This is a genomic window from Chroococcidiopsis sp. CCALA 051 (assembly GCF_003015105.1).
Lineage (GTDB): Bacteria > Cyanobacteriota > Cyanobacteriia > Cyanobacteriales > Chroococcidiopsidaceae > Chroococcidiopsis > Chroococcidiopsis thermalis.
Genome location: NZ_PYCI01000008.1, coordinates 68,874 through 83,857, shown reverse-complemented (window position 1 = coordinate 83,857; position 14,984 = coordinate 68,874). Strand labels below are relative to the sequence as shown.

The 14,984-nt window shown below is 37.6% G+C and carries 11 protein-coding genes; 1 reads left to right on the top strand and 10 read right to left on the bottom strand.

Features of this window, described 5'->3' with window-relative positions; translation table 11 throughout:
* Nucleotides 1-102: 102 nt before the first annotated feature.
* Nucleotides 103-1,095 (top strand): methionyl-tRNA formyltransferase, encoded by a 993-nt coding sequence (fmt, locus tag C7Y66_RS03335; RefSeq protein ID WP_106544459.1) that lies wholly within the window; start codon nt 103-105, stop codon nt 1,093-1,095.
* Nucleotides 1,096-1,115: 20 nt separating this feature from the next.
* On the opposite strand, the gene C7Y66_RS03330 is transcribed toward fmt, so the two are convergent.
* The 10 genes from C7Y66_RS03330 to C7Y66_RS03285 all read right to left on the bottom strand — a co-directional run bounded on the left by C7Y66_RS03330 (nt 1,116) and on the right by C7Y66_RS03285 (nt 14,981).
* On the bottom strand, nt 1,116-1,469 hold the full coding sequence (locus C7Y66_RS03330) for a DUF6464 family protein (protein WP_015156599.1): 354 nt from the start codon (nt 1,467-1,469) through the stop codon (nt 1,116-1,118).
* Between the two features lie 232 nt (nt 1,470-1,701).
* Nucleotides 1,702-3,138: a sugar transferase gene (locus C7Y66_RS03325; RefSeq protein ID WP_106544458.1), complete on the bottom strand. Its 1,437-nt coding sequence runs from the start codon at nt 3,136-3,138 to the stop codon at nt 1,702-1,704.
* A gap of 399 nt (nt 3,139-3,537) precedes the next feature.
* Entirely contained in the window at nt 3,538-7,023 is a 3,486-nt protein-coding gene (locus C7Y66_RS03320; protein WP_106544457.1) for a Calx-beta domain-containing protein, read from the bottom strand.
* A gap of 652 nt (nt 7,024-7,675) precedes the next feature.
* On the bottom strand, nt 7,676-8,797 hold the full coding sequence (locus tag C7Y66_RS03315) for a glycosyltransferase family 4 protein (RefSeq protein ID WP_106544456.1): 1,122 nt from the start codon (nt 8,795-8,797) through the stop codon (nt 7,676-7,678).
* A 152-nt stretch (nt 8,798-8,949) separates the two neighbouring features.
* The gene (locus tag C7Y66_RS03310) at nt 8,950-10,044 is read right to left on the bottom strand and encodes a glycosyltransferase family 1 protein (protein ID WP_106544455.1); all 1,095 of its coding nucleotides are present in this window, start codon (nt 10,042-10,044) and stop codon (nt 8,950-8,952) included.
* A gap of 116 nt (nt 10,045-10,160) precedes the next feature.
* Nucleotides 10,161-11,150 (bottom strand): glycosyltransferase family 2 protein, encoded by a 990-nt coding sequence (locus tag C7Y66_RS03305; RefSeq protein WP_106544454.1) that lies wholly within the window; start codon nt 11,148-11,150, stop codon nt 10,161-10,163.
* Between the two features lie 66 nt (nt 11,151-11,216).
* Entirely contained in the window at nt 11,217-12,431 is a 1,215-nt protein-coding gene (locus tag C7Y66_RS03300) for an O-antigen ligase (RefSeq protein ID WP_158265860.1), read from the bottom strand.
* Nucleotides 12,432-12,601: 170 nt separating this feature from the next.
* Nucleotides 12,602-13,321, bottom strand: coding sequence for a CatB-related O-acetyltransferase (locus tag C7Y66_RS03295; protein WP_106544452.1), 720 nt, complete (start codon nt 13,319-13,321; stop codon nt 12,602-12,604).
* Nucleotides 13,322-13,341: 20 nt separating this feature from the next.
* On the bottom strand, nt 13,342-14,262 hold the full coding sequence (locus tag C7Y66_RS03290) for a hemolytic protein HlpA-like protein (protein WP_106544451.1): 921 nt from the start codon (nt 14,260-14,262) through the stop codon (nt 13,342-13,344).
* Nucleotides 14,263-14,264: 2 nt separating this feature from the next.
* On the bottom strand, nt 14,265-14,981 hold the full coding sequence (locus tag C7Y66_RS03285) for an FkbM family methyltransferase (protein WP_106544450.1): 717 nt from the start codon (nt 14,979-14,981) through the stop codon (nt 14,265-14,267).
* Nucleotides 14,982-14,984: the final 3 nt, after the last annotated feature.

Genomic DNA, 14,984 nt, shown 5'->3' with positions numbered 1-14,984 from the left:
GGGTGTGGGGTGTGGGGTGCAGTCAGTTAATTGTGACTTGTCTCCCTTGTCTCCCTTGTCTTCCTTGTCTTCCTTGTCCCCCTCGCCCCCAAGCATTCCCTGATGAAAATCATCTTCTTCGGTACTCCCGAATTTGCCGTTCCAACTCTAGAAAAGCTACTCAGTCATCCAGAGTTTGACGTTGTAGCGGTTGTCACTCAACCAGATAAGCGTCGAGGACGAGGCAATGAATTAACACCCTCACCCGTAAAAACTGTTGCGACAGCACGGCAAATACCTGTGTGGCAACCTTCAAGGGTGAAAAAGGATGCTGAAACTCTGAATTTATTAGAACAGTCTGGGGCAGATTTTTTTGTTGTTGCTGCCTACGGACAAATTCTTTCTCAGCAGATTCTCGATCTGCCACGCTTGGGTTGTATTAACGTGCATGGCTCGATTTTACCCAAGTATCGCGGTGCTGCGCCCATACAGTGGTGTTTGTATAACGGCGAGACGGAAACCGGAATCACGACAATGTTGATGGATGCGGGAATGGATACGGGGGCAATGCTGCTGAAAGCATATACGCCAATTCATATCCTAGACAATGCCTACGAGTTAGCCTCTAGACTATCAACGTTGGGGGCAGATTTATTAATAGAAACGCTGTTGCAATTAGCAAGTCAGGCGATCGCACCCGTTCCCCAAAATAACGACGAAGCCACATACGCGCCTTTGATTAAAAAAGAGAACTATGCCCTCGATTGGTCAAAAACTGCGATCGCGCTGCACAATCAAATTAGAGGTTTCTATCCCAATTGCACGGCTACCTTTCGCGATCGCGCTCTCAAAATACTCGCTACTGTACCTTTAGATGCTGCCTATACGTTGCAGCTATCACCAGAGTTGCAGCAGCTAATTCATAATTTTTCCGATTTGTCAAGCGATCGCCGTCCTGGGGAAATCGTTCAGACGGTTAAGGGTATAGGAGCCGTCATTCAAACTGGTGCAGGTTTAATATTATTACGGGAAGTCCAGCCAGCAGGAAAACGCCCTCAGTCAGGCTGGGATTTTGTCAACGGCAACCGCTTAACTGTGGGAGAGGTATTCTTGTAGAGGTGCAATATTTTGCCTTTCTACATATGGGTTTCATAATAGCGACAGCGATCGCACGGTCCCTCTGGGTTTACCGCACAACGGATCAACTCAGAATGGGCGTTGAAGCGACAGCTAGCATCGCCAATCACCCAACGTCCCTCTACAAAACTTTTCTCTGCTGGTCGCGCCGCTGACTGTACGTAAAGAGCAATCTTATTTAAACGATAACGCCCCGCTTTCAATTGATAGCGGTGGCGACGTTCTAAAACAGCGTAGGTTTTTCCTTCTAAATCTAAATAGTTCCCTGGTTGGGGAGTCCAATCGAGCATAACTTTGCCGAGGGACTGACGCGGATGCGTCAGAATAACCTCGGTTAGTAAATCTGGTTCCATAACTCACATTCAGGTGTAATGCCGACTACTTTTTGGATGGTATCGCACAATCACCTTTGTCTGGGCAGTTTGAGACGATGTTTTAGGATTGGTAAACTAGAAACATCATGCTTAAAGCCTCGATCGCAATACTAAGTCGCCATGCATTTAACTTGCGCGATTGGCGCGATCGAACCGCTTGCCACTATCAGTCCCAGACATTTTGACTTTTGCCTTTTAACTTTTGACTTACTTAATACGCACCTTTGCGACCCAGCACTACCGCGATCGTTTTGAGTAGGATTTGGATATCCAACCCCAGCGACCAGTTTTCCATATACTTGACATCTAAATTGACAACCTTATCGATTTCATAATCATCAGTATTAGACCGACTAACTTGCCATAAGCCAGTCATACCGGGTAAAACTTGGTAGCGAATAAAATGGCGATCGGCAAATTTCTCTACATCTGAGTTTGGTACTGGTCGCGGTCCAACTAAGCTCATCTCACCGCACACGACATTAAATAGTTGTGGTAGTTCGTCTAAACTATAGCGCCTCAAAAATTTGCCTATACGAGTAATACGTGGGTCGTTTTTTGTTTGAAACAAAGCACCATCTTTCCACTGATGACTGAACTCTACACTTTTTTGCGATCGGTCTGCATCAGTTTTCATAGTCCTAAATTTCCAGATTTGGAAAGTTTTGCCGTGCAACCCCATACGATTCTGCTTATAAAAAATAGAACCAGATGAATCTATGGCGATTAGCAATGCTATCAACAAATAAGCGGGGATTAACAGCAAAATAAGTGCGATCGCAAAAATGAAATCAAAGCATCTTTTGATTAAAAAATCGCCGCCTATGGTTAAGTAAGAGCTGAGTTCAAAAGTGGGAATACTGCCTAAAAATCTCAACTTAATCTTTTGCTCAACAACTTGCAATGCCGTAGGTAAAACATGTATATTAACCCCTGCATTTTTGAGTTTGATATAGAAAAGAGGTTGAGAAGTAATACCTTCCCAAGAATAGATCAAAACATCTGACACTTTCGATCTATAAATATCTTGTAAGACACTATCTCGTTCATTTATAGTAGTAATATCTACCCAACCAGCAAAATCATATCTTCGATCGCTATCTAACAACTTAATAGCTGAGTTTTTATCTTCGAGCTTAGAGATTAAATATATAGGATAACGAAGAAAGCCTTGTTCTCGCAGATTGTCAATGGCAATATCTATGCTATATCTAAAGCTGCAAACCAAAGTAACACTTAAAACTCCAGAGAGGATTAAAGATTGATGCAAAATATTTCTTGAATCTTGAAAAAAGAAGACGACCGATAATAGTAGTAAATGAGCGATTGTCAGAGTTTTAGCAATATTAATATAATCTCGGCGTTTGTCCCCAGCTTGATATAGCTCTTGTGAAGCTAGTAGACTAACTTGAAATGCAATAATTGTGGCGATCGCGAGTAAACTATCTTTATTGTCATTAAGTAAATAAAAAGGCTCGCCAAAGCTTGCTGTCACTTGCCAGGATATCAGTAAAGCAAAAATATCGAATAGCAATAATGTAATCAGTCTTCTCCAGCGTTGACCTATTCTTTTTCCGAGTTGGCTAAATAACGGAGCGCGTAAATCCCGAGCGTACCGATCGGATAAAACACTACTAGTAGATGTCATAATCTATGAATGGTAAACTGAAAATTGGGAAATATATTTGAGAATAGAGATTGATGCATTCGATCTCATATACTCTGCTTTGGCTTAAAGATCGAGAAGAATTAATATATCTATTGCTTGTCAGAATACAATTTGATTTACGATCGAATTAAGCCTCTATTGCTGATTGAGATGGGTGATCGTAGTGTATGTAGGTAAGTTATAAATTAATATTAAAGTCAGCTGCTAATTTTTCACTGCAGCAAATATACGGAAAATTTTTGCTTTTAGATAAACAATTTATCAATAAATTAGGTGAATTCAAGTATGTAGAAAGAGAAAATACAAAATAGAGGCGTGCAGCGATCCACACACCCCTAGTTTGTAGTCCAACTTTAAGCCTGACTAGTTATAACTCAGTTAGGCAATGACAAAATCATTAGCACTGAGAGTAGGTTTACCGGAGAATTGAGCGACAGCTGACTCTCCTCCTAATACGCCTAAATCTGGATTGTAGAACAAATTTCCAGTTTCTAAGCTGTATACGATTTTTGAAGTACTACTTTTAGCAGCAGCATCCGTACCAACTGATGCAAACTCTCCAGCAGAACTGAATCCATTGCCAACATTGCTGGTAAGTCCGAAGGTTATTTTGCTGAGGACAATTTTGTCTAATTCGCTGGTCTTGAAATCGCTAATAATATCGACACCGACATCAAATGTAGAGAAGGCAGCACCAGTATTGTAATCGAAGCGATCGGCTCCAAGTCCACCCACCAAAGTATCGTTGGCTCCTTGACCTACAAGGGTGTCATTGCCTGCACCGCCAAGCAGCGTGTCATTTCCCGTATCACCTGCAAGCCTATTAGCACCACCATTACCAGAAATGATATTATCTAGACTGTTGCCAGTACCGTTGATATCTGCATTTCCAGTTAAAGTCAGGTTTTCTACATTAGCCGTGAGAGTGTAGTTGATGGAAGAAAATACCAGGTCAAGACCTGCTCCTGTGTTCTCATTTACTGTATCTCCAGCATTGTCAACCACATAAGAGTCGTCACCGTCGCCTCCTTTCATGATGTCACTGCCTAGCCCACCATCCAGGTAATCGTTGCCTGCCAGACCTTCAAGGGTGTTATTGTTAGTATTCCCGCTCAAAACGTTATTCCCCGCATTACCAGAGCCATTGAGAGCATCAAAGCCAGTGAGGACGAGTTTCTCAACGTTATCTGCTAACGTGTAGTTAACTGAGGTATGGACAGTATCAAAGCCTGAATTAGCATCTGCTGACTCAGTAACTATATCGCCAGTACTGTCAACGTAGTACACGTCGTTACCCAATCCACCCGACATGGTGTCATTACCTGCACCACCATTAATGATGTTGGCATATTGAGTAGTGATACTACTGTCAACTGAAATGTTGTTATCTAAATCATTCCCAGTACCATTGATGTTGCCTTGGTATAGCACTAAGTTTTCAACGTTATCGCTGATAGTATAGGAAGTTGCTGCGGAGTTGACGGTATCAAATCCTTCATTAGCAGCTTCAACAATGATGTCTTCTGGCAGTCCGACTAAATAACTATCGTCTCCCAGTCCTCCATACAAGGTGTCGATGTCACCCGTACTGCCATCAAGAGTATCATTACCAAGCCCACCGATAATCAGGTCTTTGCCGCCACCACCATCGAGGTAGTCGTTACCATTTTTACCATCAAGGGTATTGGCTATATTGTTACCAATGATTGAATTATTCAAGCTATTGCCAGTACCGTTACTAGCTAAATCAGTTAAGGTGAGATTTTCAACATTGATTCCTAGAGCATAGGTGATGGAAGACTTAACGGTGTCATTGCCGCCGCTATCAGTTCCATTAGACCAGGTTTCTACAACTTGGTCTCTGAAATTGTTAACGACATATGTATCATTGCCGACTCCGCCTTTGAGATAATCTTTGCCAGTGCCACCATCAAGCAAATCATCTCCACCATTTGCAGAGTCATCAAGAAGCCAGTCATCTCCATCTCCACCATAGAGGGAATCGTTGCCACCATTACCTCTAAGAGTGTTGTTACCAACGTTGCCGATTATCTTATTGTTTAAGATATTACCTGTACCATTGATGTTAGTGATTCCGGTCAACGTCAACTCTTCGACATTATTAGTCAATGTGTAAGAAACCGATGCTTGTACGAGGTCAATCTCATTCACTAGTGTGGAACTTTCTGTTACGACATCGCCAGTGTTGTCCACAATGTATGTATCGTTATTTGTTCCACCAGAGAGGTTATCAGCTCCAACGCCACCATCAAGGGTATCGTTACCACTGTCACCACTGAGAGTGTTATTGAGATTATTGCCGATGAGGATGTTATTGATGCTATTACCAGCCGCAGTGGTAGCACTTCCAGTCAGAGTTAAATTCTCAACGTTGCCATCTAGCGATCGCTCGTAATTTATTGATGACAGAATCGTATCAATGCCTTGACCGCCGTACTCAGTCACTTTATCAGCAACGTTGTCAATAACATAAGTGTCATTGCCAAGTCCACCAGCTAGCGTATCATTACCCAATCCACCATCAAGAAGGTTGTCACTACTATTACCAGTTATGGTGTTAGCAACGCTATTACCTATCCCTTCGATCTTGCCAGTTCCCGTCAAGACTAACGTCTCAAATCTGTCTTTCAGGGTATAGCTGAAATCGGTTTCGATGGTATCTCTGCCGCCTGTGTCATTACCACTGCTGTCAGATTCAATCGGATTATCACTTGGATTATCGAGAACGTATCTATCATCCCCAGCACCACCGATAAGCGTATCAATGCCAGCATCACCATCGAGGACATCGTTGCCAGCACCACCTGTTAGAGTGTTGCTATTACTATTACCAGTTAGTGTATTGTCACCACTATTGCCCGTAGCATCGATTTGGCTTGTTCCCAAAAGAGATAAGTTCTCTACGTTGGCAAGATTGGCAAGAGAGTAAGTGAAATTAGCTTGAATGGTATCGCTACTTGGGTCGGCATCTTCAATAACCGTGTCTCCTACGTTATCTAGAACGTAAGTATCATCACCAACTCCACCTTTTAAGGTATCAGCGCCAGCTTTACCATCAAGGATGTCGTTGCCAGCCTGACCATCAAGGGTATTATTACCACTGTTACCAATCAGGCTATTATTGCTGCTGTTACCAGTTCCAGTCAGATTTTCAGTTCCCAGTAAGGTAAGATTTTCGACGTTAGAGATTGAGGTTGATAAAGAATAGTTAAAGTTAGCTCGAACAGTATCAATGCCTGCATTTAAATCTTCGACAACTGTGTCTGTACTATCAATAGTGTAGGTGTCGTCACCAATTCCACCCTTTAAGACATCAGTACCTGCTTTACCATCTAGGTTATCGTTACCTGCCAGTCCCTCTAGGGTATTATTGCCACTATTACCCGTCAGAAGGTTATTACCACCATTACCAATACCATTAACATTGGTAGTACCAGTAAGAGCTAAATTTTCAACATTGGCTGCTAGAGTTGTGGTAATGTCTGCAACTTTAGTGTCAGTAATCTTACCAACGCCAGTAGTTACCAGATTGTCTGTAGTACCGCTATTAAGAGGAGTACCTTTAGGAATAAAAACATTAACTAGGAATGTTTCGTCTGTTTCGTTAATGTTGTCATTGAGAACGGGAATGCTAATAGTTTTAACAGTTTCCCCTGGATTAAAAGTGACAGTTAAATTACTCGTAGCCGTATAGTCTTGTCCGCTCGTAGCTGTAGCATTAACTGTGCTGTATTTTAGGGTTTGACTGAGGGGTAGAGGTTCTGAAAGACTAATTGTGAAAACTAGGGTGGTAGATTCACCTTCAACAATCGTAGCACCGCTGATATTGAATGTAGGAGCCATTTGTCCTCCGATTATGGACTTGAAAATAAACTTAATGAACTTTGAAACATCACTGTTTTAGCAATAAAAAATAGCAATAGGACAACCGAAAAATTACGTAGATACTACAATTGAATAATTTAATTTTGTAAAGTTCGATTAGAAAAAAATTAAGAATTGAAGCAATAAACTAAATATAAAAAATCGGATACAGAATGAAATTACTCTCAAAATTCGAGCAATAACCAATTGTTTTAAATGAAAATTTTCTTTGATTTTAGCAGAATAATCAAGCATCATTAACTAGTGAGTTAAGCATAGGTGAACGACTTGCAAGCTATACATCTTAACGAAAATTAAACTTAAATATATCGTGAAATCCTTTGCTCTAGTACTCTATTTTTTATCATTAAAATGATTGTAATTGAGCTTATTCTTCTGTATTAAAAAAATAAAAGCGTCTATTGTTGCTACTATCCGATCGGAAACATTATTAATAATAGTAAAACAAAAATAATATAAAACTGAGCGAAAAATTCCAAAATATCATTTACCTTCCTCCATTTTTGGAAAATAAAAACTTATGACTAGTTGCTCAGTAATTAATTAGTATACTATGTAATCCTACGAGCAGGATATGAGCTAGAGGGATTAAAAAAATTATATCTAAAATTTATATTAAAGAGACATATAACTCCTTTAAAGACTGCATCATGCGATCTGCTGAAAAAATTTCCTCAAATCGAAGTTTTGATGCTCGACTCATAGATTGACGTAATGTCGAAGATGTAGCTAGTTTTCTCATTACGTCCACTAATTCAGTTACATTTTCTGATTCTACAATAAAACCATTGACTCCTTCAATTATTAAATCGCTAGCTCCAAAAGTTCGAGTACAAATAATTGGTAATGAAGCCGCCATCGCCTCCATAGCAGATAGAGAGAGTCCTTCATAGCGACTTGGTAAAACAAAAACATCAAAAACATTAAGTAAGTTTGGAACGTCAGTTCTCTCACCTGTAAAAATTACGCGAGGATTAGTTGTTTGTTTGAGGGTATCTAGTAACTCTCCAGTACCAACAAATAAAAGGTAGCTTTGAGGATGATTGAGATTGTGAAATGCTTTGAGTAAAAGTTCGGGGTTCTTTTGATATGTTAATCGACCTGTAAAGCCAAAAACTAGGGCATCATCAGGAATACCTAACTCTTGTCGAACCACTTGACGAGGACGAGAAGGACGAAGCAAAGAAATACCATTTTCTATAACCTTAACTTTATTAGAATTAAATTTAAAAGTTTTTAACATATAAGCTTGTTCGTCCTGAGACACGGCAATAACTTTTTGACAAGCTAAATAACCTAGCAATAATTCAGCTAGCCATATTAATAATGCTTTAAATCCTACCGCTTCAGTCGATAATGTTGCTAAACCATTGGGAGTATAGAGTGTTTTGTGGCTCATGCCATTCAATATTGAGGCGATCCGTCCAGTCACTCCTGCTTTTGAACTATGACAGTGAATAATATCAAAAGAACCATTTTCACGGATATAGTTTGAAATTGCTTGAATCGTTTTCCAGTCTGACACTAAGTTAATGCTGCGTGACATTTGAATTTCTTGAAGTCGTACACCAATATTACTAAAATGCAACAACTCTTTTTGAAAAGAGGCATCCGCTCTTGCAGATGAATAAAGCAGATGAACCTCATGATTTTTGGCTAGATTATTGCAAATCATGCAAACATGACTGCCAACCCCAGTAAGACATGACTCAACAATAAGGGCAATTTTCATTTGAAAGATTGTTATAAGAATGAGAGTTTTTAACAAACAATAAATCGAACGTGTACTAGGCACTATCTTTACTGATAGCCTGTCAGCATAACCATATTGTGTAACTGAGAATATGAGCAAAAGTCAATTTCATTGACTCTAATATGCTTTGATTATTTGCCTGCATTTAATAAAACATTCAACGTAAGTTGTGCAGTCTTGTCCCAGCTAAATTCGTTTACCTTAGTTTTTCCATACTTTGTTAAAGTATTTCGTAATTCTGCATTGTTCATCACCGATAACATTGCATGACTTAAACTATTGACATCTCTGGGTTGAACTAAAATTCCTGCGTTACCCATAACTTCTGGTACTGAACCACCACTAGCTGCTATGACAGGAGTTCCTAGCGCCATTGCTTCTACAAGAGTTAACCCAAACCCTTCGTATTCAGATGGATTAACTAAAGCTATTGAACCAGCAATGAGACTATTTAATTGACCTCTATTCAACTCACCAAGCACCTGAATGTATTCTTTTGCGGTGGAGGATTGAATTCTAGAAGCTATGTCATCTGAATGGTTATAGTTATGCCTACCTGCAAGAATCAATTTCGGACGAACTTTCTGATTTGCACAAGCTGCATTTACTAATTCAAATGCTGCTATCAAATCAGGTACTCGCTTCCAAGGTTTCCAATTCCCAACGTAAACAAAGTAGGGTGGATCGATCTGTTGTGATAGATTAGGATGTTCGCCTGTTAGGTTGACTCCGTTATAAATTATTTCTATTCGATTAGAATTTACACCTGTCCAATGGGAAAAATCTGATGCAGTACTTTTTGAAATACAAATAATTCTTTTACACTTCCAAGCTGCTAGTTTCAGCATGACTAAGAAGTACAATCGAGCTAACTGAGAGGTAGCATATTGAGGATAATTTAGCCAAATTGTGTCATGCACAGTGAGAACTGTTGAACAAGATGAAAAAATAGGAAAAGTTACATGAGGACTAAAAAATATATCTGGTCTGTATTTTCGGCAAAAGCTTTTCAACCATATCTGTTCCCTTATAGAGAACATTTTTGGTCCTCTAATTACATTCACACCCTCTGGTTTAAGAGCTTTAATTGTGCTTAAGTCTTCCTCGTTAATTGCTATAATCACAAAACTTAGATTTGTTTTATGAGTTATTCTCGTTAAAATTTCTCTGATATATTCTCCAATACCGCCTTTAGAAATATGCCTAGCATCAATAGCAATTTTCACTAATATACTCCGATGTTTTTTTTGAGAAATTTTAGATGTCTGTTAAGTTGATACACATAAAATTGTATCTTTGTGAGTACGTTGATACAAATATAGTTATACAGCAAAAATCGTCCTCAACAGTTATTTTTCAAACTTTTGTTGACTTCAAAAAATTTCATCAAAATAAACCGCAACTGTAACCATTTCTTCTCACCTATGAGAAAACGAGTTACACACCTTACTAATAAAGTTGCTGATTCTAAAGTAACAGAGGGATTACTCATTACTGCGGACTTAAGTTTAACCAGTGCTGTAGAAAAATCTCCCATCTCCATATACATTTTGGCAGACAAAAGATTCACGCAACTTTGTGCTTGTTTATCATCTAAAATTCCTCTTGTCTTAGCTCTACTTAAGACTTCTGCAATATCATTTACCAAGCTTGTAGTGATAGTAAATGTTTTCGATGCTGAATGTAGACGAAATAGAGCTAAGTTATAAGAAATATGTTTTAACGGTATTTTTTCAGCTAACTTAATCCATAAGTCAAAGTCCATTGCATAGTGAAGTGATAAATCTATTCCTCCAACTTCACGAACGTACTCTACGGGAGCAAACACAGCTGGTTGCGGTAAGTGATATTTCCAAGCTAGAATTTTTTCAAGTGTCATATCTGGACACTGGCGAGGACATAGACCAAGATCGTTATCGCGTTCATCAATAAATCTGGCTAATCCATAAATAATACTAGGTTGCTCAGCTTCCAGCCATGCAGAAACTACTTTAAAAAGTGCATTCTGAGCTAGAACATCATCAGAATTAAGCCAAGAAAAAATTTCTCCTTTAATTTTAGCAAGTCCTTTGTTAATAGCATCACTCTGACCGCGATCGCTTTCACTTATCCAATGAAAGCGCGGATCGCTTTCGTATTCTTTTAAAATAGATATTGTTTCATCTGTGCTACCTCCATCGATTACCCAATACTCAATTTTCTCGTAATTCTGCGTTAGAACGCTTTCAATCGTCTTTCTAATAAACTTTCCTTGATTATATGACGGGGTAATAATACTAACTAAGGGTAGAAATGAATTATTTTTAGCTTTCAACAAAATATCCTCAGACATCGAATAGCTAGCCTCTAAGTTAAATTTAGTTTTGCTTGACGTGGATAGTAAAAATTTGACATAAATTCAGTTAGTGTTAAAAGGCGTGTATATCTCGGCTATCTCTTGATATCTTTTGTATTTTTTACGTTTATTAAGAATACATTTACTTAAATAAGTGGATATATAGACGTACAAAAACCAAATAATACTTTGTCTTGCAGACAAGACTCCAACGTCAGTTAAGTTAGAAATGATGATAAAAGCAATAAGAATTATCGGTAAAATAGATTCAAGTTTGCTCGATCGTTTTAACTCAACTATAGCTATAAAAACATTTCTAACTAATGATATTAATAAAGCTGACATACCAAGAAAGCCTAATTGTAAACCTACATCTAATAACCCATTGTGAGCGTGGGGTGCTTGCCATCTCATTCTTTGCCAGATATCAGCACAAGGACCATCCAAACCCGTCCAAAAAGCATTCAGTCCGTAACCTAATACTGGATGCTCCATAATTTTTTCCCAAACCATTTCCCAGAGAATTGTCCGTCCAGTACCTGTAGTATCGCGGCGAAAAAAATCTAGAACAGTTTCATAATTTGTAGATAATAGAGTAATTACTGAAGTAATAAAAAATAGAACAAATAAAATTAGAACAACGTTTTTCGTTTTGAGAGTTCGCAACAGTAATAAAATAATTAAAATCCCCAATAGTGATAAATAAGCGCTGACAGTATTTGTGATTACTAACGAAATTGTACATATGGCAACGACGCTCCAACTGAGGACTCTATAACGTTTTGTATGCAACGCATGAATTAACCATAGAACTATACTGAGTACCATAATTCGTCCGCAATTTGTTGGATGACTTAATAAGCCTTGAAAACGCAATCCGGTACGCAAATCAATCATAAAGGCATTAACTGGCATAAATAGAGCAAGTAATAAGCCTAATATCGCTATAATTGCAAGCGACCAGCGAAACAGCCTAAGCATTTCATTTAAGCTATAACTACTACCAAAGTAAACGCCATAAAGTGTTATTGCTAAGAGTGAAATACTATGTAAAAAAGTAGATGTAGGTACTTCTGACCAGATTGTAGAAAAAAGCGCTAGGATAAGAAGCACGCATAAAAAAATGTCTTTAAAAATTAAATTTAGTACTTGTCTGTATTTAAAACTTGCCAATAAAATTCCTATTATGTAAATACTATAGTTGATTAAACTCATTAATGGATTGTAAGATTCTAATAATCTAGTACCAGGTTCTGATTTTTCTAAGGAAATTCCCATAAAAATGCACAAAGTGAATACGATGAAAACATTTTTTATGAAGTTGAGATGTGTTTTATTAAACATTTTATAGGATGGAAATAGAAAAAATTAAAAACTAGGTTGATTGCTAAAACTAGTTTCGTTAGTAGGTTTTTAATACCCAACTAGTGAAATAGAATGTTTTCTACTTACTCATGTGCTTGTTGAAACTTACTGATGTCATGAAAATCTTTAAAGTTTTGCTTCAACCACTCTTCGTCTTTTAGCCACCATTTGAACTTTAGAAGAAAATCCACTACTTCTTTTTCAAATCTGTAACGAATAAGCTTTGCTGGAACCCCTCCATAAATTGCGTATGCCGCAACATCTTTAGTGACAACTGCACCAGCAGCAATTATTGCTCCATCACCTATACTTACGCCATCTAAAATGATAGTGTTAGTACCAATCCATACATCATTTCCTATAGTAATAAGATCGCACTCTTTGAAATAGTCTTTGTCTGAAAATGTTAATCCTGCTTGTTTTCGAGTTGAAAAAAAGATTGGATGAGTTGAAACAAAGCTTCTGGTAGGATGACTGCCTAAACCAATTTTGCAATCTGAAGCAATAGAACAAAATTTACCTATACTTGCTCTATCAATTACGGTATTTTGACAAATATAAGTAAAAGAACCAATTTGAGAATTAGAAATCCTGACTCGCTTGTAAATTGTAACATTAGGTTCAATTAATGAATTAGCAACATGAGAAAGCTCACCTTGAGTAAAATTTCTGAATTGAGTTTTGTTGATACACCAATTGTAGATAAAACGCAAGTAGTAAGTTATGATATTTTTAGGTTTATACTTAATCAGTCTAGATAAAATATTTATGAATGAACCTGTATCTTTTATTTCAAATAGCATAATTTACCTCGATTGGATTTTTACACCTTATAAAGAATTTTTTGTAATTTTGCTATAGCACGACTCCAGATAGGCGCGTTAAATCTTGTTTTCTGAGTAAATTTGTCTGCGTCTAAGTTCTGTAATACATATGGTGGGTGTTTGAGCGGAAACTGAATTTCTCCTATTTTCATATTAGAATATGGACTATAGCTTGTTGTATGAGTTGCTGCTCGTCCAAAACCAATATTTGAAATTAAATTTACATTAGGAAAGATACCTAAACCACTTTGCATCCAGCAAGAAAATAGCCAACGAAAGAACCAACTATTAATCTGCCCGTTATAAGTTGAATGAAAAGTATGATTCCAGTATTTAGCTGCTTGACAACTTGATAGTTTATCTGTAAGAATTCCACTATTTTTAATCATTGACCATAGCTTCATATCAAAGTCGAAATATTGCCATGCTCGCTTCCAGGTTGCCCAACCCCAGCAATCATGATAGAGAGAAACATAATAGCTATACTCAGTTCTTTGCTGTCCAGCTTGAAAATTGACTCCTGCAATAGACATAATTCGTCTATCATATCGATAGTATTCAAGAAGTTCTTCACAGTATTGAAAAAAAGTAGGATGAGGTAGACAATCATCTTCAAGAATGATTGCTTCTTCTGTCTTACTAAAAACCCAGTTTAGTCCACTAGAAACACGATACTGGCATCCCATATTAGTATTAGTGTAATTCTTGATAACCTCACACTTCCAGTCAACTTGCTCAATAATTGCACGGGCAGCAGCACACTTTTCAGCTTCACCAGGTTTATCATGACGAGCGCCGTCAGCAATGACAAAAAGCTGAGGAGGTTTGACTTGACGAATTACCTCAAAAACTTTAGCAGTAGTATCAGGTCGATTAAAGATAATAAAAACAACGGGTGTTTTTAATTGCCAATTACTCATAATTACAAACCAGAGGTTTTAAATATCAAAGTTCTACAAGTTTTCGCAAAGAGTTCGTATCCTTGTTGAATGAGAAATTGATATGTTTCATTGGTTGATAGCTTGGTGATACTTAAATTCAAACATTCAATTAAAATATATTCTGGTTTAAAAGCTTGCCAATCGTTTGAATAAAGTACTTCTAAATCCAATCCCTCCACATCAATTGACATAAAATCTATTTTTTGTTGAGATACTAAATTACTATTCAGTATTTCTTTCAGAGGTGTAGCGATCGCACTTTGCTCTTTAAGAAGTTTCCAGCCATGAGCAATCCTTTCAGCAGCTAGATTTCTATCAAAGGTGTTAAGAGCAGGTTCATCAAACATAAAGAAAGACATTTCGGTTTTTTCTTTAGCAATAGCTGCCTCTATATTAATATCTCTTGGTCTATATTTTTTAAATAGATTCATACTACCTGGCATCGCATCAATATTAATTCCGTTCCATCCTTTTTGGTAAAATAAATAGGTGTTTGAAAATCTTTTTGGATGATGCGCACCTACATCAACGTAAAATCCATTTTGCTTGCATTCAAATATTTTATTTAAAATTAAATCTTCTCCTTCTTGCGAATATGATTTATTAACATAGTTGTTATTTAGCTGTTTTTTCAATTTTTGTAGCAAGCTCAAAATTTTGATAGGAAGAATATTCTTTAGGATACGTTTTACGCCCATTGG

Excerpts from the sequence above, each read along its gene's own strand:
- C7Y66_RS03305 (WP_106544454.1), bottom strand. The coding sequence starts at position 11,150 with ATGTCTGAGGATATTTTGTTGAAAGCTAAAAATAATTCATTTCTACCC.
- C7Y66_RS03330 (WP_015156599.1), bottom strand. The coding sequence starts at position 1,469 with ATGGAACCAGATTTACTAACCGAGGTTATTCTGACGCATCCGCGTCAG.
- C7Y66_RS03300 (WP_158265860.1), bottom strand. The coding sequence starts at position 12,431 with ATGGGAATTTCCTTAGAAAAATCAGAACCTGGTACTAGATTATTAGAA.
- fmt (WP_106544459.1), top strand. The coding sequence starts at position 103 with ATGAAAATCATCTTCTTCGGTACTCCCGAATTTGCCGTTCCAACTCTA.
- C7Y66_RS03315 (WP_106544456.1), bottom strand. The coding sequence starts at position 8,797 with ATGAAAATTGCCCTTATTGTTGAGTCATGTCTTACTGGGGTTGGCAGT.
- C7Y66_RS03325 (WP_106544458.1), bottom strand. The coding sequence starts at position 3,138 with ATGACATCTACTAGTAGTGTTTTATCCGATCGGTACGCTCGGGATTTA.
- C7Y66_RS03290 (WP_106544451.1), bottom strand. The coding sequence starts at position 14,262 with ATGAGTAATTGGCAATTAAAAACACCCGTTGTTTTTATTATCTTTAAT.
- C7Y66_RS03320 (WP_106544457.1), bottom strand. The coding sequence starts at position 7,023 with ATGGCTCCTACATTCAATATCAGCGGTGCTACGATTGTTGAAGGTGAA.
- C7Y66_RS03285 (WP_106544450.1), bottom strand. The coding sequence starts at position 14,981 with ATGGGCGTAAAACGTATCCTAAAGAATATTCTTCCTATCAAAATTTTG.
- C7Y66_RS03295 (WP_106544452.1), bottom strand. The coding sequence starts at position 13,321 with ATGCTATTTGAAATAAAAGATACAGGTTCATTCATAAATATTTTATCT.